This window comes from Streptomyces sp. NPDC059499, assembly GCF_042749285.1.
Taxonomy (GTDB): Bacteria; Actinomycetota; Actinomycetes; order Streptomycetales; family Streptomycetaceae; genus Streptomyces.
In genome coordinates, this window is the sequence record NZ_JBHYTT010000001.1 from 701877 (window position 1) to 723912 (window position 22036).

A 22036-nucleotide genomic window follows, 5' to 3' on the forward strand; every position below is an offset into this window, starting at 1 on the left:
AACGAACGTTATCCACAGCATCCCGCACGGCGTCGTTTCGCGGTGGACGGGGAGGGGGAAATCACACATTGGGACATGTTCGCCAAGCGTCGCTCCCCGCATCCCACGGCCCACAGCCGCGCAGGGACCGTCGCACAGGGGAGCCGCAACGAGGTCGTCGTACCACCGCGCCGTCAGCCGCACGGCACGGTGGTACGACTCCCGGCCGACCAGGGCCGTCGTCACCTCGGCAGCGACACCCCGTGAGGGCATACGGGGCAGGGAGCCGCCTCCGCCGCATGCCAGTGCAGGAGGTCGGCCATGAAGGTCCTGTCCTTCCTTCCCCTACTGCTGCGCCAGTCGTGCCTGCATCCGAGCCGACTGACATCGGCGCTGGTCAGAGCCACCGCACTGGAGCTGGTGATCCTCGCGGGACACCTCCTCATCTACCCCACCGGCATCACCCCCGAGCGCCGGCTCCCCACCGCCCCTCCCGGCCCCGGGCATGGAGCCGGTCCTGAGGACAGCCTCGAAACCGGCCTCGAAACCGGCGCCGGAACCGGCAGTGACCGCCGGAGCCCCGGTCACCCGGACTCCCCCCACACCACTCTTCCGGCGGACGGCACGCCCAGTGCCCTCCCGGCCCGGTCCCTCGACCGGCCGCCGGTCGTCCTCCTGCACGGCTTCATCGACAACCGCTCGGTCTTCGTCCTGCTCCGCCGCTCCCTGGCCCGGCACGGCTGGCGCCATCTCGAGTCGCTGAACTACTCCCCCCTGACCTGCGACATCCGCACGGCCGCAGAGCTGCTGGACCGCCATGTCGAGGAGATCTGCGCCCGCACCGGACACACCGAGGTCGACATCGTCGGACACAGCCTGGGCGGCCTGATCGCGCGCTACTACGTACAGCGACTGGGTGGCGACCGGAGGGTACGCACCCTGGTCACCCTCGGCACGCCGCACAGTGGCACGGCCGCCGCCCCGCTGGCCGGTGCGCACCCGATCGTGCGCCAGATGCGCAGCGGCTCCCCCCTGATCGAGGAGCTGCGCCGGCCGGCCCCGGGCTGCCGGACGCGGTTCATCAGTTTCTGGAGCGAACTGGACCGCGTGATGCTCCCCGTCGAGACGGCCTGCATCGACCACCCCGACCTCGACGCCCAGAACGTGCGTGTGACCGGTATCGGCCATCTCGCGCTGCCGGTGCATCCCGCCGTCGCGGCCGCGATCCGTCAGGCGCTCGAGTCCGACGACACGGTCATCGGCATCCGTGGAGCCGCTTCCGTCGCCTGACGAATAGAACAAACTTCGAACATAGAGCCAAGGCTGCTTCTCCAGTCCGCCGAAAGGCGGCCGATTGCCCGTTTCCTGAGCGAACGGAACCTGCCGAAGATTGTCGTCGTCACGTACCGCCGGGTACAGTCGCGGCCACTGCTCACCCTGGGTTCCCCCCATCGGACCCCGGAACAGGTCCTGCTGCCGAGGCGAGAGAGAAGTTGGTGAACGACCAGCACCCCCACGCCGGGTACGTCGGATACGACAGTCACTCCACCGGCAGCTTCGACACCGACCCGCTCTTCGGGTCTCTCCCCGGTCATCACGACGGAAGTCACGAGACGTACGACAGCAGTTACACGACTGCGTACGACGCCACCTACGGCGGCTACGGAAACGCGTATCCGGCAGAGCCGCAGAGCCAGAGCGTCCCGTACGACTCCACCCAGTGGGACACCGGCGGACACCAGCAGGCTACTCAGCAGGCCCCGTACGACGCGTACGGCGCCCAGGCCCATCCGGCCCAGCAGACGTACGACACCACCGCCACCTGGCTGCCCGACGGCGGGATCCCCCCGCAGGCCGGCGCTCCGGAGGCGACGGGCCAGTGGGACACCACCGGCTGGGACCACACGGGCCAGGCCGATCAGTGGGCGACGAGCGACACCGGCGCCTTCCCCACCACCACGTTCAGCGACACGTCCTACGCCACGGGCACCTACGCCGCCCCGGTCTTCGAGACCCCCGGCTACGGGACCGGCGCCTACGAGACCGTCGACACCGGCGCGTACGACGCCACCGCCTGGAACACCGGCGCCACGCCCGAGAACACGGCGTACGCACCCGAACAGACGTCGTACCCCTCGTACGAACACCAGTCGGCGCCCTACGAGTCCTACGAGACGGCCGGGTTCAGCGGCCACGACGCCGGAACCGGGCCCGCGGAGTACGACGGGACCACGGAGTACGCCGGGCCCGCGGACACCACGGACTACGCGGACACCACCGGATACGACGACACCACCGGGTACGACGGGACCGCGGACTACGCGGAGACCGCCGAGTTCGCGGACACCGACATCGACCGGGCCCCGGAAGCCGACGAGTCCGACCCGGCCGCCGACGCCACCGACACCGCACACTCAGGCGACGGCGACAGCGACATCCCCGCCGCCCGCACCTCCACCGCCCAGCGCCCCGTGGGCCGTTCCGCCCCGCGCGGCAGTGGCGGCAGCCGCGGCCGGCGCCGCACCCCGGCCAAACGTTCCGCCCTCCTCACCGTCGCCGTCCCCTCCGCCTGCGTCATGAGCGTCGCCGGCATCGCCGCCGCCTCCGTGAGCGGCGTCGGTGGCAGTGAGCAGAAGGACGACACCACGACCGTGGCTGCCGCCGACCCGGGCACCGTCAAGCCCGTCGCGGCCAACAACAAGCTGGACACCCAGCTCGCCAACCTCAGCGCCGACGCGGAGAACTTCGCGGACCGCGCCAGCCGCACCCAGGAGCGCATCGACCTGAAGGAGCGGCAGGCCGCCGAGAAGAAGAAGCGTGAGGAAGAGGCCGCCCGCCGCGAGGCCGCCCGCCCCAAGTTCGTCCTCCCGGTCAAGCAGCACGGCCTCAGCGCGTACTACGGCCAGGCCGGAGTGAACTGGATGTCCGTCCACACGGGCATCGACTTCCCCGTCGCGTACGGCACTTCCGTGATGGCGGCGACCGACGGCACCGTGCGCACCCAGTGGAACAACGCCTACGGGAACATGGCCATCGTCACCGCGGCCGACGGCACCGAGACCTGGTACTGCCACCTCAGCACCACCAGGATCCGGTCGGGCTCGGTCAAGGCGGGCGACGTGATCGGGTACGCCGGGGACTCGGGCAACTCGACAGGCGCGCACCTGCACTTCGAGGTGCGGCCCGGTGGCGGCGCGGCGATCGACCCGACGCCGTGGCTCCGCAGCCACGGCATCAACCCCACCTGAGTCCTACAGCTTCTCGACCGGCGCGTACCGCAGGAGGAGCTTCTTCGGCCGCTCGTCCCCGAAGTCGACCGTCGCCTTCGCCTGGTCGCCGAACCCCTCGACCGCCGTCACCGTTCCCAGTCCGAACTGGTCGTGCGTGACGCGGTCCCCGACCACCAGGGTGACCACCGGCTTGTCCGAGGTGCGCCGGGTCGCGAAGCCCGAGGGCCCCGACTTGGCGCGCGACGAGGACAGCGACGAGGTGATCCCCGACGTGGGTCCCGCCGGAGCAGCCATCGGCCCCTTGCGCTTCCAGTCCAGGTGCTGGTCCGGGATCTCCTCCAGGAACCGCGACGGCGGGTTGTACGAGGGCTGACCCCACGCACTGCGCATCGCGGCCCGGGTCAGATACAGCCGCTCACGGGCACGTGTGATGCCCACATAGGCGAGCCGGCGCTCCTCCTCGAGCTCCTTCACCTGCCCCAGCGCGCGCATGTGCGGGAAGACGCCGTCCTCCATGCCGGTCAGGAACACCACCGGGAATTCGAGGCCCTTGGCGGTGTGCAGCGTCATCAGCGTGACGACGCCGGAGCCGTCCTCGTCCTCGTCGGGGATCTGGTCGGCGTCGGCGACGAGCGCGACCTTCTCCAGGAACTCGGCGAGCGTGCCCGCCCCCTCCTCCTCGGCCCGCTCCTGCTCGAACTCGAGGGCGACGGCGGCGAGCTCCTGGAGGTTCTCGATGCGGGTCTCGTCCTGCGGGTCGGTGGACGCCTGGAGTTCGGCGAGATAGCCGGTCCGCTCCATGACGGCCTCCAGCACGACCGCCGGTCCGGCGCCGGACTCCACGATCGTGCGGAGTTCCTCCATCAGCGTGTTGAACCGCTTCACCGCGTTGGACGAGCGTGCCGCCATGCCGTACGCCTCGTCGACGCGGCGCAGCGCCTGCGGGAAGGAGATCTTCTCGCGCATCGACAGGGCGTCGATCATCGCCTCGGCCCGGTCGCCGATGCCCCGCTTCGGCACATTGAGGATGCGGCGCAGCGGGACGGTGTCCTCGGGGTTGGAGAGGACCCGGAGGTAGGCCAGGACGTCCCTGACCTCCTTGCGCTCGTAGAAGCGCACTCCGCCGACGACCTTGTAGGGCAGCCCGACGCGGATGAAGATCTCTTCGAAGACACGGGACTGGGCGTTCGTCCGGTAGAAGACGGCGACGTCGCCCGCCTTCGCGTCCCCTGCGTCCGTCAGCCGGTCGATCTCGTCGGCGACGAACTGCGCCTCGTCGTGCTCGGTGTCGGCGACGTAGCCGGTGATCCGTGTCCCGGCGCCCGCGTTCGTCCAGAGGTTCTTGGGGCGGCGGCTCTCGTTGCGCTCGATGACGGCGTTGGCCGCGGACAGGATCGTCTGCGTGGAGCGGTAGTTCTGCTCCAGCATGATCGTCTTCGCGTCCGGGTAGTCCTCCTCGAACTGGAGGATGTTGCGGATGGTCGCGCCCCGGAAGGCGTAGATCGACTGGTCCGCGTCACCGACGACGCACAGCTCACCCGGGGCGTCGGCCTCGCCCGCCGGGCCCACCAGCTCGCGTACGAGCGTGTACTGCGCGTGGTTGGTGTCCTGGTACTCGTCGACCATCACGTGCCGGAAGCGGCGGCGGTAGTGCTCGGCGACGTCGGGGAACGCCTGGAGCAGGTGCACCGTCGTCATGATGATGTCGTCGAAGTCCAGCGCGTTGGCCTCGCGCAGCCGCGCCTGGTAGAGCGCGTAGGCCTGGGCCAGCGTCTTCTCGAAGCCGTCCGCGGCCTGGCCGGCGAAGGTCTCCTCGTCGATCAGCTCGTTCTTCAGGTTCGAGACCTTCGCCGTGAACGACTTCGGCGGATAGCGCTTCGGGTCGAGGTCCAGATCGCGGCAGACCAGTGCCATCAGGCGCTTGGAGTCTGCGGCGTCGTAGATCGAGAACGACGAGGTGAAGCCGAGGCGCTTCGACTCGCGGCGCAGGATCCGCACGCACGCGCTGTGGAAGGTCATGACCCACATGGCGTTGGCGCGCGGTCCGACGAGCTGCTCGACGCGCTCCTTCATCTCGCCCGCGGCCTTGTTGGTGAAGGTGATCGCGAGGATCTGCCCCGGGTGCACCCCGCGCTCGGCCAGCAGGTGGGCGATCCGGTGCGTCAGCACACGGGTCTTGCCCGAGCCCGCCCCGGCGACGATGAGCAGCGGGGAGCCCGCGTGCACGACGGCGGCGCGCTGCTCGGTGTTCAGCCCGTCGAGCAGCGCGGCGGAGTCGACGACGGGGCGCGGGGCGCCGTCGCGGTAGTAGGCCTCGCGCGGCGGCGGGGGCCCGTCGAAGACGCCCCCGAAGAGGTCCTCGGGCACCGTTTCGGGTGCGTGGTCCTCGGGAGGTGGCGGGGGGCCCTCGTCCGCTTGCTGGAGGCCGGTCAGGAAACTGTCGTCAAAGAGGCTGCTCATCGCCTGACGAGTCTAGGCGGCCGCACCGACACCCCGGGGCCGCATTCCGCACGACGCCCAGATCCGTGCGCGGACCGAGACGGATTGCCCACAGTGCGTAGGGATTCAGAGGTTGTTCCCGCTGTGGGACCAGTCAATCCGAAAAGGTCACGGAAATGTATCGGGCATATCGAACATCAACCTTCACAGGGACGCCACGGGTTGGCTAGCGTGCTCCGACGGGTGACCGTTACCCCCTTGAGGCGAACCACGCCGCGCGGGCACCCTCGCCGAATCCGTCGCTCCCGCACGGGAGTCCGGAACCGGGGACCCACACGCAGCACCGGGGTGAATCGGTCCGTCCCGCTGGACCGTAGGGCAGCCTTCCGTTCCGCCCGAACCCGACAGCTAACCCGGTAGGCGGTCCACGGAAGGAGATGCCGGCCTTGGCATCGCATCGCAAACCGCGCACCCGTGTGCGCACCAGTTCCTCTGCCGTCGGGCTCACGACGGCGGCGCTCGCGTCCGTCACCCTGCTCTCCACACAGAGCGCGACGGCCGCCCCGGCGGAGCCCAAGCCCAGCATCGAGGAAGTGCAGAAGAAGGTAGACGACCTCTACCGCCAGGCGGGAACGGCGACCCAGCAGTACAACAAGGCGAAGACGGCCTCCACCCAGCAGCGCTCCAAGGTCGACGCGCTCCTCGAAGCCGCGGCCAAGCGCGCCGACAAGCTGAACGAGACGCGCCGGGAACTGGGCAACTACGCGGCCGCGCAGTACCGCAGCGGCGCGATAGCCCCCACGGCCACGTTCTTCCTCGCGGACGACCCGCAGTCGTACTTCGACCAGGACCAGCTGATGGCCCGGATGACCAGCCAGCAGCAGAAGGCGGTCGCCGACTTCCGTACGCAGCAGAGCGAGGCGGCGACCAAGCGGGTCGAGGCGACCGAGAGCCTGCAGACGCTCACCGAGTCGCAGACCACGCTGCGCACCAGCAAGCAGCAGGTGCAGAACAAGCTGGCCGAGGCGCGCACGCTGCTGTCGGAGCTGACCGCCGAGGAGAAGGCGCGGCTCGCGGAGCTGGAGCGCAAGAAGGAGGCGGAGGCCAAGCGCAAGGCGGAGGAGCTCGCGCGCGAGCAGGCAGCCGCCGCGAAGGCGGAAGCGGACCGGGCGGCCGAGGAGGCCTCGAAGGAGACGGGCACCGGCACCGGCACCGGCACGGGCTCCGACAGCAGCTACGCCTCGAAGGCGGACAAGGTCCTGGCCTTCGCACGGGACCAGATCGGCAAGCCGTACGTCTGGGGGGCGACGGGCCCGTCCTCGTACGACTGCTCCGGGCTGACGCAGGCCGCGTGGAAGGCGGCGGGCGTCGACCTGCCCCGCACCACCTGGGACCAGGTCGAGGTCGGCACCCGGGTGGCCACCGCCGATCTGAAGCCGGGGGACCTGGTCTTCTTCTACGACGACATCAGCCACGTCGGCATCTACAAGGGCGACGGGATGATGATCCACGCGCCGAAGCCGGGCGCGAACGTGCGCGAGGAGTCGATCTACTACATGCCGATCTACGGCAGCGTGCGCCCGGCGTAGCGGTACGGAGCGCACAGACGGAACTGCCCACGGGCCCGGCGGACACCGGGCCCGTACGGCTGCCCGTCACGGCCCGGGCGCGCAGGCGCCCGGCGGACACCGGGCCCCTGCGACTGCCCGGTCAGGTCCAGAGTGTGGCGATGAAGATGTTGGCGACCGTCAGCCCGCCGACCGCCATGAAGGCGCCCTTGTCGACCTTCTCCTCGTCGCGCTTCACATAGACGAGCGCCAGGATCACGACCAGGATCAGCAGCTTGATGCCGATCTTGATGTGGTTCACCGGCTGGTCGTCGAGCTGGTTGAACCCGACCAGGGCGAAACCCGTGACGAGCATCATCAGCGCACCGTGCAGCATGGCGGGTCCGAACCGCGCGGCACCCTCCCCCATGGCCTTCATCTGAGTGAGGAACCCACCCAGCAGGGAGGCGATTCCGATGATGTGCAGGGCGACGAAGGCATTGATGAGTACGTCCATGGCCGCAGCGTAGCGGCGGCCATATCACCAGTCTTCAGCTAGGTACTAATTCCCTATGAGTTCGCTCGCGACCCGTGCGAAATGCCGGACAACAGCTGGTTTTTCCGGTCATTTGCGTTGATCGAAACGTCACATTGAGGCAATAGCTGTCATTACGACTCTTGCCCGTGCCTCGGGTTTAGCGTCCCTCCCAGGTGACCGACTCTTCACCGCCGCTCCCGTACCGGGCGGCACCCCGGTCACCCCGCCAGGTTCCGGTGGCGGGCCACTCCCCCCTGTGGTGGCCCGGCACCGGTACCGGCGGGCCCGCCGGTACCCCCCGACGGGCAGTCGAACGGAAGGACCCGCGCCCCCGTGGCCGCCCAACGCAAAGCCGCTCACCGCAAGCCCAAGCAGCGTCCGTTCACCGGGCCTGCTGCCCGCACCGCAGCCACCCTGGCCCTCGCCGGGGCGGCTACCGCGACCGCCTTCGAGGGCGCCGCCCAGGCCGAGCCCCAGCTCACCCCGGCCCAGGTGAAGTCCAAGGTCGACCGGCTGTACCACGAGGCCGAGGTCGCCACCGAGCAGTACAACGGCGCGAAGGAGAAGGCGACCGCGACCGCGAAGTCCCTGGACGCCCTGCGCGACGAGGCCGCCCGCCGGACGGAGCGCCTCAACGCCGCGCGCAACGCCCTCGGTTCGTTCGCCGCAGCGCAGTACCGCAGCGGCGGCCTCGACCCCGCCGTCCAGCTGGCGCTCTCCTCCGACCCCGACCAGTACCTGGAGCGCGCCTCCTACCTGGACCGGGCCGGGGACCGGCAGGCCGGCGCGGTCAACGGCGTCCGCAGGCAGCTCACCGAGGTCGCCCAGCTGCGGGCCCGGGCCGACGAGGAGATCGCCGCGCTCGCGGACCGTCAGGCCGAGCTGAAGAAGCACCGGAGCGCGGTCCGCACCAAGCTGGCCGACGCCCGCAGGCTCCTGGCCACCCTCACGGCCGCCCAGCGTGCGGACTACGAGCGTTCCGCCGACGCCCAGCACGGCGGCAGCGCCGTCCGGGCCGACCGCAGCACCCCGCGCGGCTCCGTCAGCGCCCCCAACGCCCGTGCCGCTCAAGCCGTCGACTTCGCCTACGGGGCGCTGGGCAAGCCGTACGTCTGGGGCGCCACCGGCCCGTCCTCCTTCGACTGCTCCGGCCTCACCCAGGCCGCCTGGCGTGCCGCCGGCGTCTCGCTGCCCCGCACCACGTACACGCAGATCAACGCGGGCAGCCGCGTCTCCCGCTCCGAACTGGCCCCGGGCGACCTGGTCTTCTTCTACTCGGGCGTCACACACGTCGGGCTGTACATCGGCGGCGGACAGATGATCCACGCCCCCCGCCCCGGCGCTCCGGTGCGCATCGCGCCGATCACCGAAATGCCTTTCGCGGGAGCGACCCGGGTGGCATAGGCTCCGCGCCGACCGGCCCAGCGAGAGAGAGAAGGCTCCCCGTGCCGATGGACACCGCTGTCCAGAACTACGCGCGAACGCTCACCCTCCGCTCCCCCGACCACTACCGGGTGGGCCCCTTCACGGTGCGCCACAACCCGGGCTGGGAACTGAAGTACGCCAACTACGCCATCCCCGACCAGGACGCGGAGCCCACCGCCGGGGACATCGACGACCTCGTCGCCGCCTTCCGGGAGCGGGACCGGCTGCCGCGCCTGGAGTTCCTGCCCTCCTGGGCCCCTGCCGTCGAACCGGCCCTGCTGGCCGCCGGCTTCACCGTGGAACACCACGCCCCCGTACTGGCCTGCACCCCGGCCGGACTCCTGGCGCCGAAGCCGGTGGACGGGCTCCGCGTGGCCGAACCCGTCACCGACGCGGAGTTCACCGCGGCCGCCTCGGTCCAGCACACGGGATTCGGCGGCGAAGGCGGCCCCGACGAGGGCGAGATCGCCTGGCTGCGCGATGCCGTGGCCGGTAACGGCGTCGCGGCGCTCGCCCTGCTCGGCGACGAGCCCGCCGGAGCGGGAGGCTGCTCGGTCCCCGTCGACGGCATCAGCGAACTGGCCGGCCTCGCCGTGGCCGACGCCTTCCGTCGTCGAGGCATCGGCGCCGCTCTGTCCGCCTGGCTGACCACGACGGCGTTCGAGCGTGGCTGCTCCACCGTCTGGCTGGAGCCGGGAAGCCCCGAGGTCGAACGGATCTACGCGAGCATCGGCTACCGCAGGATCGGCGAGAAGACCAACCTCTCGCTGGAGTCGGAGGGCCGCTGACTCAGGCCGCCCCCCGACTGCCGGTCGGCCTCAGACCAGCCGCCGTGCCGTCGCCCACCGCGTCAGCTCGTGCCGGTTGGACAGCTGGAGCTTCCGCAGCACCGCGGAGACATGCGACTCGACCGTCTTCACCGAGATGAACAGCTGCTTGGCGATCTCCTTGTACGCGTACCCGCGGGCGATCAGCCGGAGCACCTCGCGCTCGCGCTGCGTCAGCCGGTCCAGGTCCTCGTCCACCGGCGGCGCGTCCGTCGAGGCGAAGGCGTCGAGGACGAAGCCGGCCAGCCGCGGTGAGAACACCGCGTCGCCGTCCTGCACCCGGAAGACCGAGTCGACCAGGTCGGCGCCGGTGATGGTCTTGGTGACGTACCCGCGGGCGCCGCCGCGGATGACACCGATGACGTCCTCCGCGGCGTCGGAGACCGACAGTGCCAGGAAGCGCACCGGGTTCTCCACGGCACCCATCATCGGCGCGCAGCGCCGCAGTACCTCGACCCCGCCGCCGCCCGGGAGGTGGACGTCCAGGAGGACGACCTCGGGGCGGGTCGCGGTGATCACGGTGACTGCCTGGTCGACGTCCGCGGCCTCGCCGACGACCTCGACCCCGGTCTCCTCGGTGCGGCCGATCTCGGCCTGGACCCCGGTACGGAACATCCGGTGGTCGTCGACGAGCACGACCCGTACCCGGCGCTCCGGGCCCCCGGCAGCTTCGGTGTTCTCGGTCATTCGCTCGCCCTTTCCATCTCCAGCTCGACTTCCGTGCCCCCGCCGGGCACCGAACGCAGTCGCGCCGTACCGCCGTTGCGCTGCATCCGGCCGATGATTGATTCTCGTACGCCCATCCTGTCGCCCGGGACGGAATCCAGGTCGAATCCAGGCCCCCTGTCCCGTACGGAGACGAAGACCGTGCGGCCCTCGACCTCCGCGAAGACCTGGACGGCGCCGCCCTCGCCACCGTACTTGGCGGCGTTGACCATTGCCTCGCGTGCGGCCTGCATCTGGGCCGCCAGCTTCTCGTCGAGCGGGCAGTCGCCCACGACGACGACCTCCAGCGGGACTCCGTGCTTGTCCTCCACCTCGGCGGCGGCACGCTTGACCGCCTCGGCGAGCGTCTCGGGTTCGTCGTCCTCGTCCTTGCCGGTGCCCTCCGGGTTGTACAGCCAGTTGCGCAGCTCGCGCTCCTGGGCCCGGGCGAGCCTGCGGACCTCGCCGCCGTCGTCCGCGTTGCGCTGGATCAGGGTGAGCGTGTGCAGGACCGAGTCGTGGACATGGGCCGCGACCTCGGCGCGTTCCTGGGCCCGGATGCGCATCAGGCGTTCCTCCGAGAGGTCCTGCGTCATCCGCACGAGGTAGGGGCCGGCGAGCAGCGCGATGCCGGTCAGTACGGCTATGGCGGCGGTCAGCACATTGCCGAGCTGCGCCGCCGAGCCGCGGACCACCATGAACACGGCGAGCCCGAGCCCGACGAGTGCGACGCCCGCCAGGCCGCGGGCCAGGTGCAGCACACGGCGGCGGCGGCCGACCTCGATCCAGCGGGCCCGGCGCGCGTTGTCGGCCTGGCGCCACACCAGGACGGAGCCCGCGCCGATCAGGAGCGTCGGCCAGATGTAGCGGTCGGCCTTGCTGCCCATGTCGACGTTGCCGACGAAGATGAAGGCACCGACGATGAGCGCGACGAGGGCGAAGACCTGGCCCTTGTCGGGTTTGCGGAGTCTGCGCTGACCGTCCGGGGTCGTCTCGAACAGGGAACGCGTCGTCTCGACGCCGCCGATGCCGAGCGGGACGACGATCCAGAACACGGCGTAGAGCAGGGCTCCGAGACCGTCCGCGAAGAACAGCCCGAGGAAGAGGAACCTGACCCAGACGACGGGCAGTCCCAGGTGGCCGGCGAGTCCGCGCGCGACGCCACCGAGCAGGCGCCCGTCGGCGCTGCGGTACAGCTTGCGCACCGGCGGCTCCTCCGGGGCCGGGGTGTGGGAGCTTGCGGCTCGGGTCGTGGCGGCTGGCATGGACCGATGGTCACACGGCAGGGCCGGTCGTGGCATCAGGGTCGGTCCCGGAGGCGACCCTGATGCCCGTGCTGCCCGATCCCGTTGCCGGAAGCCCCTGAGGGGGTGCCCGGGAGCAATATCAGGGATCGGCCAGGGTCGTCGCGGGTCCCACAAGGTCGTACGGACCGTCACCATGGAGCCATGACCGTTCCCCAGGGCGCCGCCCCCGGCGCCGCGCCGCCGCCCGGGCCGAAACCGCAGCTGCGGCGCAGCCCGCGGCAGAAAGTGGTGGCCGGGGTGTGCGGCGGGCTCGGCCGGTACTGCGACGTGGACCCGGTGATCTTCCGCATCGTGCTCGGTGTCCTCGCCGTGACCGGCGGCATCGGGCTCATCTTCTACGGCTTCGCCTGGCTCCTGCTCCCCGTGGAGGGCGAGGAGGAGAACGAGGTGCGCAGGCTGCTGTCGGGCCGGGTCGAGGGCGCGTCGCTGATAGCGCTGCTGCTCGCGCTGGTGGGCTGCGGGCTGCTCCTGTCGATGCTCCACAACGGCGGGATGCTGGCGTTCGCCGCGATGCTGTCGCTGGCCGTCATCGGCTTCTCCGTATGGACACAGCACCGCAGGACGGCGGCGCCGGAGGATCCGCCGGGCGCGGCCGCGGCGCAGGCGCCGGGAGGCGCGGCGCACACCGCCGGGCACGGGGCACCGCCCGAGGTGAAGGCGCCGCCGACACCGGGCACCCCGTCCTGGTGGCGGGATCCGATCGTCAAGGACGGCACTTCGGGGCCGGTCGGTCCCGGCTATCTGTGGGGTCCGGTGGACGCGGTGCTCGACGCGGCCGACCGCGGCAGGCTCAGGGCCACCGTGGAGTCGCCCTACCGCGCCCCCTACCGCCCGCCGGGGACCCGGGGTCCGCGGTCGATCGGCGGTCTCGTCTTCCTGCTGGCGCTGGTCGCGGGCGGTCTGGGCACGGGGCTGAGCTGGGAGACCCAGCCGCTGGGGACGAGCCTGCAGTTCGGGCTCGCCGCCGCGCTCGCGGTGTTCGGCCTGGGACTGCTGGTCGCCTCGGTCCTGGGCCGTACCGGGTTCGGCACGATCATGCTGGCGATGGTGACGGCGGGGCTGCTGGCGGGTGCGGCGGCCCTGCCGAAGGACATCAGCACCGAATGGGTCCGCACGCAGTGGCGTCCGGCCTCGGTCGCGGCGGTCCAGCCCCGGTACGAGCTGGGGACCGGGGTCGCGCGGCTCGACCTCTCCCGGGTCACCGTCCCCGAGGGCGATGTCCTGCGCACCGGTATCGGGGTCGGGGCGGGCCGTGCGCTCGTCGTCGTACCGAAGGGGATGACGGTGAGACTGCGCGCCGAGGTGGGTCTCGGGGACATCCAGCTGCCCTCCGACCTCAGGGAGGACGTGGATGTCGCACCGAGCCGGCAGACGAGACAGACCCTCGAACCGGTCGACGGCAGCAGGCCGGCCGGCACCCTCGAACTGAGCATGGAAGTCGGCATCGGACAGCTGGAGGTCGCCCGTGCTGCGTCATGAGATCCGGCCCGGCCGTGCGGTGGCGGGCATCGTCATGCTCACCCTGGCCGGCGCCTACACGGCGGACGCGGCGGGGGCGTGGGCGGTCCCGTGGGTGTTCTTCTTCCCGGTGTTCTTCGGGGGCCTGTGGCTGGCCGCGACCGTGACGTGGGTGAGCTACCGGCTGCGTCGCCGCCGGGACGTGAGGAAGGCGTCGGCGGAGAACTCGGCCGCGCCGGCGAGCAGCAGCGGCAGCCAGGCCATGAGGTAGATCAGGTCGTTGCCGTAGTAGTACGGCTCGGTCTGCCAGCTCACGGTGAGCCACAGGCTCAGCGAGATCAGCGCACCGCCGAGGGCCGCGAGGCGGGCCCACAGGCCCACCAGGGTGCCGAGGCCGACGGCGAGCTCGCCGAACGCGATGGCGTAGCCGAAGCCTTCGGGGCTCTTCAGGGCCAGGTCGACGAGGGCCGGGATCGCGGAGGTGTCGCGCACCCCTTCCATCAGCTGCCCGATGGAACCGTCGCCGCTCGCCGACATGAAGGCGCTGTCGGTCAGCTTGTCGAGCCCCGCGTAGATGAAGGTGACCCCGAGGAAGATCCGCAGGGGCACCAGCGCGTACTGCCTCGCCCGCTCCCGAAGGGTCCTCGGCTCGTCGAGACCGTGTGAACCGCCGCCGTAGCCATGCATGACCGCTCCGCCTTCCGTTGGCCCGTCAACCAGACCATACGTACGCCGTGAACGGGCTGCTCACCAGGGTTGCGACTCAGTCCGTGACATCGATCGGGCAGGGGTTGGTCTCCACACCCGCCGCGGTGACGACCTGGACGTCCACGATGCCCGGTTCGACCTCCACCGGCACCGGCACGGTGAGCACCGTGTCGGACGGGTTGGCGAATCCGCCGGCGACCGGGATCAGCGGCACATGGACGTGCACCCGGCCGATCCTGACGACGACGCGCGCGAGCCGGTCCGGGCTCCCCGCCCCGGGCGGCACGAAGCCGGCGCCGCGGATCTCGATGTCGTCGCCGGTACGGATCGGGGCGTCCAGGTCTCCGGCTTCCCGGGCCCTCACGACCGACAGGATGACCGGCCGGCCGCCCTCGGCGTACTTCCCGGAGAAGTAGGTCGCCGCGGACACGGCCACCAGGATCGCCAGGCCCCACGGCAGGTCGGGCAGTTGTTCGGGTCGGCGGGCGAGGCGGACTGCGGCGAAGAGCACGGCGACGGCGCTGACGAGCACGTACTGCACATCGGTGAAGCTGCCGCGGCCGGAGTCGTCGGTGAGCAGGTCGGCGGCCCGCGGCCGGTCGGCGCGCAGCTTCTGCAGTCGCTGCCCCAGGACGCGTACGGTCACCACCCGGCGTACGAGGACGGCGACGGCGCACACCAGCGCGAGCACGGTCAGCACTCCGGCGGAGCGCACCAGGTCCAGACCCTCGATCAGCTCGTCGCGGTCGCCGTGGTCGGACGCGCCGGCCAGCTGGAGGGCGAGGACGAGGACGGCGAAGACGGCGAGCAGCACCCAGGACGCGGCGACCGTGCGCGAGGTGGAGAGCCGGTTGTCCTCGCCGATCAGCGGGGCGAGGAGGCCGCCGCGGGGCCGGTGGAGCCGGGCGGCGGCGGTCAGCAGGCCCGCGGTGATCAGCCCGGCGACCAGACCGGCGGTGCGGGCGGTGGACCAGCCGGCGCCGATGGCGGTGACGGCCTCACCGATGACCAGCAGCGCGACACCGCCCCAGACGGCGACCAGGGTGCGCTGCCAGACCACGTACAGCCAGGCGTCGCCTGCCTCGCGGCTGCGTTCGGCGACGGTGCGCGCGGACTCGGTCAGCTCGTCCGACACCCACTGACGGGATGCCGACGCGGACTGCGCGACCCCGGCGGGCAGGCCCTTGCCGGCCGCCAGCTCATCGCGTTTGGCGAGGAAGGCCGCCACCGCGCGCCGGTGTCCTTCGCGTGCTCCGTGCGGGCAGTCGCCGCACGTACAGCCACCGCCGTGCGTGCTGCTCGTCCTCGACTCGTCCAACGCCACGGGGAACGCCGCCCTTTCCTGCACAGGTACAACCAACTCGCTTGTGATTTCTGCGAATTGTGCCGTACAGGGCGGGCCCGTCCCGCATCGGGGCGGGCTGCGCGTACATGTCGTCCACATGTACGAATGTCAGGTGCTGAGTACAAGATACGCAAGGCCCAGCGTTCCGCGGTATCCGCCGTAGTAATCGGTACGACGGGCGTCGACGGCCGCGGTCACCTCCGCGTGCAGGGGGTGCCCGGGATTGGCCAGCGCCCACCGCTCTCCCCGTCCGATATTGGCGGAGGACTCGAAGAGGTCCCATTCACGCTGATCGGCGACGGTGACCTGGAGCGGCCGCAGACCGACGGCCTCCGCCTGCCTGACCAGGCCGAGGAGCGAGCCGAAGTCGCCCGGCTCGGCGCCCAGCCCCTCCAGTGCGGCCGCCGAGGGCTCCCGCTCCCAGAACCCGTCCCCGAACAGCACCCGCCCGCCCGGCCGCACGGCGGCCCGGAGCGCCTTGAGCGCCTCGGGGGTGCCGCCGGGCCAGGCGTGCGAGGAGCCGATGCAGACGGCCAGGTCGTAACCGTCCCCCGGATACTCCGCCGCGGGCACCTCGTGGAACCGCACCCGGCCGGTGAGCCCCCGCTCCCCCGCCAGACGCTGTCCGCGCGCCACGGCGTCCGGGGCGGTCTCGACGCCGTCCCCGGTGGCGCCGGGCGCCGCCGCCACGAGCCGCATCAGCAGCTCGCCCCAGCCACTGCCGAAGTCCGCGATCCGCGCCCCCGGGGCGGGCTCGCAGGCGGCGATCAGCCGGGTGGCGTGCTCCTCGGACAGCGGGGTGTTCCAGGTGAGCCGGTCGTTTCCCGGGGCGGACATGAGGGCGCGGACTTCGTCGGCAGACATAGGCGCGGATCCTGCCACGGCCGTGCCGGGCCCTGCCACCGTTTTCCGGCCGGGAGACGGCGACGCCGCCACCCCTGGGGGGGCAGCGGCGTCGGCACGGGTCCGGTCGGCCCGGGTCATGCGGGTGGGACTACTCCCACTCGATCGTCCCCGGGGGCTTGCTCGTCACATCGAGGACGACACGGTTCACGTCGGCGACCTCGTTGGTGATGCGGGTGGAGATCTTCGCCAGCGTCTCGTACGGCAGACGCGACCAGTCGGCCGTCATGGCGTCCTCGGAGGACACCGGGCGCAGCACGATCGGGTGGCCGTAGGTACGGCCGTCACCCTGGACGCCGACACTGCGGACGTCCGCGAGGAGGACCACCGGGCACTGCCAGATGTCGCGGTCCAGGCCGGCCGCGGTCAGCTCCTCGCGGGCGATGGCGTCGGCCTCGCGCAGCAGGTCGAGCCGTTCCTTGGTGACGTCGCCGACGATACGGATCCCGAGGCCGGGGCCCGGGAAGGGCTGGCGCTGGACGATCTCCTCCGGCAGGCCGAGCTCCTGGCCGACCATCCGGACCTCGTCCTTGAACAGCTGGCGCAGCGGCTCGACGAGCTGGAACTCGATGTCGTCGGGGAGGCCGCCCACGTTGTGGTGGGACTTGATGTTGGCGGTGCCGGTACCGCCGCCGGACTCCACGACGTCCGGGTAGAGGGTGCCCTGGACGAGGAAGGCGACCTCGGGGCCGTCCTCCTGGAGGATCTCCAGCTGGGCCTGCTCGAAGACGCGGATGAACTCGCGGCCGATGATCTTCCGCTTCTGCTCCGGGTCGGACACACCGGCCAGGGCGTCCAGGAAGCGCTTCTCCGCGTCGACGACCTTCAGCTTCGCGCCGGTCGCGGCGACGAAGTCCTTCTCGACCTGCTCGGTCTCGCCCTTGCGCATCAGGCCGTGGTCGACGTACACGCAGGTGAGCTGCGAGCCGATGGCCTTCTGGACGAGGGCGGCGGCGACCGCGGAGTCCACGCCGCCGGAGAGGCCGCAGATGGCGCGCTTGTCGCCGACCTGCTCGCGGATCAGGGCGATCTGCTCCTCGACGACGTTGGTGGTCGTCCAGGTCGGCTCGATGCCCGCGCCCCGGTAGAGGAAGTGCTCCAGGACCTGCTGGCCGAAGGTCGAGTGCATGACCTCCGGGTGGTACTGGACGCCGTACAGCTTCTTCTCGTCGTTCTCGAAGGCGGCGACCGGTACGACGTCCGTGGACGCGGTGACGGTGAAGCCCTCGGGGGCGGCGGAGCAGGCGTCGCCGTGCGACATCCACACCGACTGCTCCGTGGGCGTGCCCTCGAAGAGGGTGGAGCCGGCCTTGGAGACGGCGAGCTGGGTGCGGCCGTACTCGCGGGCACCGTTGTCGTCGACCGTGCCGCCGAGCGTGGTGGCCATCAGCTGGAAGCCGTAGCACATGCCGAAGACCGGGACCCCGGCCTCGAACAGCGAACGGTCGAGGCTGGGCGCGCCCTCCGCGTACACCGAGGACGGACCGCCGGACAGGATGATCGCGCGGGGGTTCCTGGCCAGCATCTCGGCCACCGGCATCGTGGACGGGACGATCTCGCTGTAGACCCGGGCCTCACGGACGCGGCGGGCGATGAGCTGGGCGTACTGGGCGCCGAAGTCGACAACCAGAACCACGTCGGTGGTGGTGTCGGGGGCGGCGGGGGGCGCTGCTGGCACGGGGCGGCCTTCCGGCGGTGGAGAGGGGGTCGGTCCTCCCAATTCTACCGGCCGTGGGACCACGACCTGCCGGGCTCCCGTCTCACCATCCGGGCCCGGCGTGGACCCGGCCCGCGGACGGGGTCCATACTTGCCCCCATGCGTCAGCACACGACCTTCGTCTTTACCTATGGCACCCGGCCCGCCGGCTGCCATGGTCGTGCTGCTTGAGCAACTGACAAGCAACGTTCCAGGCGCCCCGGGCCGACAGGCCCGGGGCGTTCTGGCGTTCCGGGCCTGTCGCTCCGGGGGGCCGTACCCCTCCAGGAGTCACGGATGAACATCACCGCACCCACGAAGACGGCCGCCGAGCGGACCGGCGCGCACACCGACGAGGCCGCCTCCCTGATCGGCGACGCCCGGGCCCGCATCGACACCCTGGACGACCGGATCATCGGTCTCGTCCAGGAACGGATGGCCGTCTCGGCGGTCATCCAGGAGGCCCGGATCACCTCCGGGGGCCGCCGGGTCAACCTCTCCCGCGAGATGGACGTCCTCAGCCACTACAGCGACGCCCTGGGCAGGCCGGGTACGGCACTCGCCATGACGCTGCTGGAGCTGTGCCGCGGCCGGGTGTGAGGCCCGGGAAGGCTGTACGGCCGTATCTGCGTTCGGGCCCGGTCTCACCCGTACGGCGCGTGACCGGGCCCCGTGCCACTTCGTTGGTCCGTGTGTCCGTGCCAGCCAGGGGCGGCAGCGGTAGGAAACCACGCGTGGCTCCGCCGGGATGTGTGACGTACTGCAGGTACGTCGTGGGACCACACCCCGGCGCGCGTGACCGGTCGGCAGGGGACAGCAGCCCGGTCACCCCAATTGCGGCCGGCCCCGGGGACGCCCGGGTCCGGCCGCCCTCGGACCGGCAGCGACGCCGGTCCGGAGGAGAGACCCTAGCCCCGCCGGGCGCGCCGCCGGGATGTCGCGTACAGCACTCCGCCCGTGGCCAGGGCGATGGCTGCCGCTCCCGAAGCCATCAGTGCGACGGAACCGGTGGAGGCGAGACCGCCACCGTTCCCCACCGGGTCGGAGCCGGACGTTCCGGTGGAACCCGAGGCCGACGAGGTGGACGGACCGCCCGTCGTACCGGACGTGGATCCGGTCGTCCCGCCTGTGGTGCCCTCCGTGGAACCGCCCGTCGTGGTGGTGCCGTCCGTTGTCCCGCCGGTGTCCTCGGAGCCCGGGTCCTCGCCGTTCAGAACCAGCTGCGCGGTGTTGTTGCCCGGCTTCGGGTCGAACGGCAGGACGGGGTCGCTCAGCCACGTGTTGCGGACGTCGACCTTGCCGGCAGCGCCCGGGATCACCTCGGTGATCTTCAGGTCGAAAGGCAGTGCGGTCTCGGCCCCGTCGCGGACGGCCATCGACGAGTCGCAGACGTAGCGCGGTGCGCCGAGCTGCTCCTCGCGGTACTTCCCCGCAGCCGTCACTCCCTGGCAGGAGTCAGGCTTCCCGGTGACCTCGGAACCCGGGGGGACGGTGAAGTCGACCGTGGCGACGGGCTCGCCCGAACGGATGTTGCCGATCCAGGCGGGCCCCTCGTTACGGAAGCCGATCGTGGCCGCGACGGTCTCCCCGACGGTGCCCGCGCCCTTGGCGCCGGTCGCCACGAAGTCGGCGGTGTTGTCCGTACGGAAGTCGGCTTCCTGCTGGTTGTCCCAGGGGTTGAGGTCCCCGCTGCGGGCGGAGGACGTGACCTTTTTCAGGGTCAGCTCCGGGCCGGTGCCCCGGGTGAAGGGCGCGCCCGCGCGCTGCGCCGAGCGCTGTGCCGCGCTGTCCTCGTTGATGCGGTAGATGAAGGTGTCGTGGTACGCGCGCTCGCTCGCCCTGACGGAGAGCGGTACGGCCAGCGTGTACGTGGCGCCCGGCTCGTAGGAGCCCTCGACCGAGCACAGCGCGGTGGACCAGGCGAAGACGTCCCCTGGCTCCTCCCCGTTGTACTCGCAGTTCGCGTAGCGCTCGGGGATCTCCAGGCCGCGCGAGTACATCAGGGTCAGCAGCACGCCGTCGGCGGCCGTCGTGCCCCGGTTGGCGAACGTGATCGGGGCCGGCTGTACGTCACCCGGCTTGAGCTGCTGCTCGAAGGGGAGCTGCTTCATGACGAGGTCGGGGCCGCCGATCGTCACCTTCGTGGAGAACGGGACGAAGGTGGCCCCGTCCGCCGAACCGGTGACCTCGATGGTGCCCGACGCTCCGTCCTTGCCGCCCTCGGCCGCGGTGAGGTCGAAGTCGGCGATGCTGCTGAGCCCGGAGTACACGCCGTAGTCGTGGCAGACGGCCGTCGCGCCGGTGATCTCGCAGTCCGCACCGGTGTCCTCGGCGACGTCGATGTCGGCGACGCCCGCGATCCCGCTGAGGTCGAGGGTGTAGGTCACCTCTCCCTGATAGCCCTCCTCGCCCTGGACCGGGTTGCTGACGGTGAGGCCGAGGGAGGTCTTCTGCGGGGACCCGGTCGCCGGGTACGGGTGCAGAGCCGTCTCGGCCGGACCGCCGAGCGTGAACGCGGGATCGGCGGCCTGCGCGGGCGCGCCGACGGCGAGCGACCCGGCTGCGAGCAGCCCGGCGGCGGCAAGGCTGCCTGCGGTTCGGCGCAGCGCAGTTCTCGGAGAAAAGCGTGTCATCGCGGACCTCTGGGATGGGATCGACGGGTGCTGTGCAACTGCTGTGACGCAGCAAGAGTTCGACCTCGCAGCCGTACGAAGAGTTGCGCCGGCCAAGATCACGGATTGGGCACGAGGGACGCGTGTGGCGAGCGCCACATAAATATTCTGTGAAAGGCGGGACAACCATCGGACCGCATCACAGGTCATGGATGGCGAACACACTGGCTAATTCCGTGCCCCACAACGGCAGGCCCGTTCTCCCATTTTCTTTCGCCGTACCGCAGCCCGCGCGGTACAACGGACTTGCTGAGGCCTTCATGAAGCTTCGTCGCACCATGGCACTCGCTGCCGCCACCGCTGTCATCGCACCGGTCGTCGTGCTCTCCGCACCGGCCGCTTTCGCCACGGACACGACGCCGACCCCGAGCGCGACCGAGTCGGTCACCACCGCGCCGTCCGAGACCGCGTCGGCCGGGACCACCGAGTCCGCCTCCCCGTCCGCGACGACGTCCACCGACGCCACCGAGACGGCCACCACCTCCCCGAGCCCCTCCGTGTCGGAGACGACCTCGGCGACGCCGTCGGCCACCCCGACTCCGACCGCCACGGAGACCGAGGACCCGGAGGAGCCGGACGAGGACGGCTACTGCAACCCGAGCCCGCTGAAGCTCTCCATCAACGGTCTCGCCGGCAAGATCGCCCGGGGCAGCGGCTGGGACACCTTCAAGTTCAACGTCTACAACAACTCGAAGAAGACCGTGAAGAACGTGTGGTTCTTCGCGGGCGCGTCGTCCGACAAGGCCGGCGACCACCTCTTCACGAGCAAGCAGGTCCGCCTCCAGGCCCTCAACGAGGACACGGGCAAGTGGGAGGACCTGAACGAGGAGGGCGTCTCGACCGGCTACGTCGGTGAGACCGACGCGATCAAGCCCGGGTACGAGGTCGACATATCCCTGCGCATCAAGGTGCAGGCGAGCGCCCCGGTGGGCGCCGGCTTCAGCCTCGGCGGCGGGCTCGTCTTCGGCGAGGAGGAGGACCTGCCCTGCTTCACGGACGTCGCGTACAAGTTCCAGATCGTGAAGGCCGGTGACGAGGACGACACGAAGCCCCAGGAGGGCGGCTCGGTGCCGGCCCCGTCCGAGGAGCCTGCCGACGCGGACGCAGGAAAGGTCACGGGCAGCCTCGCCGAGACCGGTTCGTCGTCCGCCACGCCGATGTTCGCCCTCGCGGGCGGCGCGGCCGTAGCGCTCGGTGCCGGCGCGATGTTCATCGTGCGGCGCCGTAAGAACGGTGACGCCGCCGCGTAAGCGCGTC

At 71.1% G+C, this 22036-nt stretch carries 18 protein-coding genes and 1 riboswitch; of the genes, 9 read left to right on the forward strand and 9 right to left on the reverse strand.

Annotation, left to right across the window (positions count from 1 at the left end; all coding sequences use genetic code 11):
• Positions 1 to 75: 75 nt before the first annotated feature.
• The 3 genes from ACFW9O_RS03270 (at position 76) to ACFW9O_RS03280 (ending at position 3227) form a co-directional block, all read left to right on the forward strand.
• Entirely contained in the window at positions 76 to 246 is a 171-nt protein-coding gene (locus ACFW9O_RS03270) for a hypothetical protein (protein WP_384604448.1), read from the forward strand.
• A gap of 54 nt (positions 247 to 300) precedes the next feature.
• Complete coding sequence (locus ACFW9O_RS03275; RefSeq protein WP_384604451.1) at positions 301 to 1269, forward strand: esterase/lipase family protein; 969 nt, start codon at positions 301 to 303, stop codon at positions 1267 to 1269.
• Between the two features lie 206 nt (positions 1270 to 1475).
• Complete coding sequence (locus ACFW9O_RS03280) at positions 1476 to 3227, forward strand: M23 family metallopeptidase (protein ID WP_384604454.1); 1752 nt, start codon at positions 1476 to 1478, stop codon at positions 3225 to 3227.
• A gap of 3 nt (positions 3228 to 3230) precedes the next feature.
• On the opposite strand, the gene pcrA is transcribed toward ACFW9O_RS03280, so the two are convergent.
• Complete coding sequence (pcrA, locus tag ACFW9O_RS03285; protein WP_384604457.1) at positions 3231 to 5669, reverse strand: DNA helicase PcrA; 2439 nt, start codon at positions 5667 to 5669, stop codon at positions 3231 to 3233.
• A gap of 257 nt (positions 5670 to 5926) precedes the next feature.
• Positions 5927 to 6087, forward strand: a riboswitch (cyclic di-AMP (ydaO/yuaA leader).
• Here pcrA and ACFW9O_RS03290 point away from each other — a divergent pair.
• On the forward strand, positions 6086 to 7237 hold the full coding sequence (locus ACFW9O_RS03290; RefSeq protein ID WP_384604460.1) for an NlpC/P60 family protein: 1152 nt from the start codon (positions 6086 to 6088) through the stop codon (positions 7235 to 7237). (Overlaps the previous riboswitch by 2 nt.)
• Before the next feature lie 121 nt (positions 7238 to 7358).
• Here the strand turns inward: ACFW9O_RS03290 and ACFW9O_RS03295 are convergent, their stop codons facing one another.
• Positions 7359 to 7712, reverse strand: coding sequence for a hypothetical protein (locus ACFW9O_RS03295; protein WP_351175226.1), 354 nt, complete (start codon positions 7710 to 7712; stop codon positions 7359 to 7361).
• A gap of 354 nt (positions 7713 to 8066) precedes the next feature.
• On the opposite strand from ACFW9O_RS03295, the gene ACFW9O_RS03300 reads away from it, so the two are divergent.
• Together ACFW9O_RS03300 and ACFW9O_RS03305 are read left to right on the forward strand one after the other, a co-directional pair.
• Positions 8067 to 9137 carry an NlpC/P60 family protein gene (locus ACFW9O_RS03300; RefSeq protein ID WP_384604464.1) on the forward strand — a complete coding sequence of 357 codons (1071 nt, stop codon included), beginning with the start codon at positions 8067 to 8069 and terminating at the stop codon, positions 9135 to 9137.
• A 47-nt stretch (positions 9138 to 9184) separates the two neighbouring features.
• Complete coding sequence (locus tag ACFW9O_RS03305; RefSeq protein ID WP_384604465.1) at positions 9185 to 9946, forward strand: GNAT family N-acetyltransferase; 762 nt, start codon at positions 9185 to 9187, stop codon at positions 9944 to 9946.
• Between the two features lie 30 nt (positions 9947 to 9976).
• Here the strand turns inward: ACFW9O_RS03305 and ACFW9O_RS03310 are convergent, their stop codons facing one another.
• Complete coding sequence (locus ACFW9O_RS03310) at positions 9977 to 10672, reverse strand: response regulator transcription factor (protein WP_073744370.1); 696 nt, start codon at positions 10670 to 10672, stop codon at positions 9977 to 9979.
• Positions 10669 to 11955 (reverse strand): PspC domain-containing protein, encoded by a 1287-nt coding sequence (locus tag ACFW9O_RS03315; RefSeq protein WP_384604468.1) that lies wholly within the window; start codon positions 11953 to 11955, stop codon positions 10669 to 10671. The genes ACFW9O_RS03310 and ACFW9O_RS03315 overlap by 4 nt, the downstream gene beginning before the upstream one ends.
• Before the next feature lie 183 nt (positions 11956 to 12138).
• Between ACFW9O_RS03315 and ACFW9O_RS03320 the strand changes: the two genes are divergently transcribed.
• Complete coding sequence (locus ACFW9O_RS03320) at positions 12139 to 13476, forward strand: PspC domain-containing protein (protein ID WP_384604470.1); 1338 nt, start codon at positions 12139 to 12141, stop codon at positions 13474 to 13476.
• A gap of 156 nt (positions 13477 to 13632) precedes the next feature.
• Here the strand turns inward: ACFW9O_RS03320 and ACFW9O_RS03325 are convergent, their stop codons facing one another.
• From ACFW9O_RS03325 to guaA, 4 genes are all read right to left on the reverse strand, one after another.
• Positions 13633 to 14142: a DoxX family protein gene (locus tag ACFW9O_RS03325; RefSeq protein WP_351175238.1), complete on the reverse strand. Its 510-nt coding sequence runs from the start codon at positions 14140 to 14142 to the stop codon at positions 13633 to 13635.
• A gap of 76 nt (positions 14143 to 14218) precedes the next feature.
• Positions 14219 to 15487: a hypothetical protein gene (locus ACFW9O_RS03330; RefSeq protein ID WP_384605247.1), complete on the reverse strand. Its 1269-nt coding sequence runs from the start codon at positions 15485 to 15487 to the stop codon at positions 14219 to 14221.
• A 129-nt stretch (positions 15488 to 15616) separates the two neighbouring features.
• Positions 15617 to 16372 carry an SAM-dependent methyltransferase gene (locus ACFW9O_RS03335; RefSeq protein ID WP_384604472.1) on the reverse strand — a complete coding sequence of 252 codons (756 nt, stop codon included), beginning with the start codon at positions 16370 to 16372 and terminating at the stop codon, positions 15617 to 15619.
• Positions 16373 to 16502: 130 nt separating this feature from the next.
• Positions 16503 to 18089 (reverse strand): glutamine-hydrolyzing GMP synthase, encoded by a 1587-nt coding sequence (gene guaA / locus ACFW9O_RS03340; protein WP_329208199.1) that lies wholly within the window; start codon positions 18087 to 18089, stop codon positions 16503 to 16505.
• A 315-nt stretch (positions 18090 to 18404) separates the two neighbouring features.
• Between guaA and ACFW9O_RS03345 the strand changes: the two genes are divergently transcribed.
• A complete protein-coding gene (locus ACFW9O_RS03345; RefSeq protein WP_384604475.1) occupies positions 18405 to 18707 on the forward strand; it encodes a chorismate mutase in 303 nt (100 codons plus the stop codon).
• Positions 18708 to 19015: 308 nt separating this feature from the next.
• On the opposite strand, the gene ACFW9O_RS03350 is transcribed toward ACFW9O_RS03345, so the two are convergent.
• Entirely contained in the window at positions 19016 to 20740 is a 1725-nt protein-coding gene (locus tag ACFW9O_RS03350) for a peptidase (RefSeq protein WP_384604478.1), read from the reverse strand.
• A 299-nt stretch (positions 20741 to 21039) separates the two neighbouring features.
• Between ACFW9O_RS03350 and ACFW9O_RS03355 the strand changes: the two genes are divergently transcribed.
• Entirely contained in the window at positions 21040 to 22029 is a 990-nt protein-coding gene (locus ACFW9O_RS03355; RefSeq protein ID WP_384604481.1) for an LAETG motif-containing sortase-dependent surface protein, read from the forward strand.
• Positions 22030 to 22036 lie beyond the last annotated feature (7 nt).

Bases quoted from the DNA above. Each gene is read 5' to 3' on its own strand.
- ACFW9O_RS03270 (WP_384604448.1), top strand. From the start codon at position 76: ATGTTCGCCAAGCGTCGCTCCCCGCATCCCACGGCCCACAGCCGCGCA.
- ACFW9O_RS03275 (WP_384604451.1), top strand. From the start codon at position 301: ATGAAGGTCCTGTCCTTCCTTCCCCTACTGCTGCGCCAGTCGTGCCTG.
- pcrA (WP_384604457.1), bottom strand. From the start codon at position 5,669: ATGAGCAGCCTCTTTGACGACAGTTTCCTGACCGGCCTCCAGCAAGCG.
- ACFW9O_RS03290 (WP_384604460.1), top strand. From the start codon at position 6,086: ATGCCGGCCTTGGCATCGCATCGCAAACCGCGCACCCGTGTGCGCACC.
- ACFW9O_RS03295 (WP_351175226.1), bottom strand. From the start codon at position 7,712: ATGGACGTACTCATCAATGCCTTCGTCGCCCTGCACATCATCGGAATC.
- ACFW9O_RS03305 (WP_384604465.1), top strand. From the start codon at position 9,185: ATGGACACCGCTGTCCAGAACTACGCGCGAACGCTCACCCTCCGCTCC.
- ACFW9O_RS03310 (WP_073744370.1), bottom strand. From the start codon at position 10,672: ATGACCGAGAACACCGAAGCTGCCGGGGGCCCGGAGCGCCGGGTACGG.
- ACFW9O_RS03315 (WP_384604468.1), bottom strand. From the start codon at position 11,955: ATGCCAGCCGCCACGACCCGAGCCGCAAGCTCCCACACCCCGGCCCCG.
- ACFW9O_RS03320 (WP_384604470.1), top strand. From the start codon at position 12,139: ATGACCGTTCCCCAGGGCGCCGCCCCCGGCGCCGCGCCGCCGCCCGGG.
- ACFW9O_RS03325 (WP_351175238.1), bottom strand. From the start codon at position 14,142: ATGCATGGCTACGGCGGCGGTTCACACGGTCTCGACGAGCCGAGGACC.
- ACFW9O_RS03335 (WP_384604472.1), bottom strand. From the start codon at position 16,372: ATGTCTGCCGACGAAGTCCGCGCCCTCATGTCCGCCCCGGGAAACGAC.
- ACFW9O_RS03345 (WP_384604475.1), top strand. From the start codon at position 18,405: ATGAACATCACCGCACCCACGAAGACGGCCGCCGAGCGGACCGGCGCG.
- ACFW9O_RS03350 (WP_384604478.1), bottom strand. From the start codon at position 20,740: ATGACACGCTTTTCTCCGAGAACTGCGCTGCGCCGAACCGCAGGCAGC.
- ACFW9O_RS03355 (WP_384604481.1), top strand. From the start codon at position 21,040: ATGAAGCTTCGTCGCACCATGGCACTCGCTGCCGCCACCGCTGTCATC.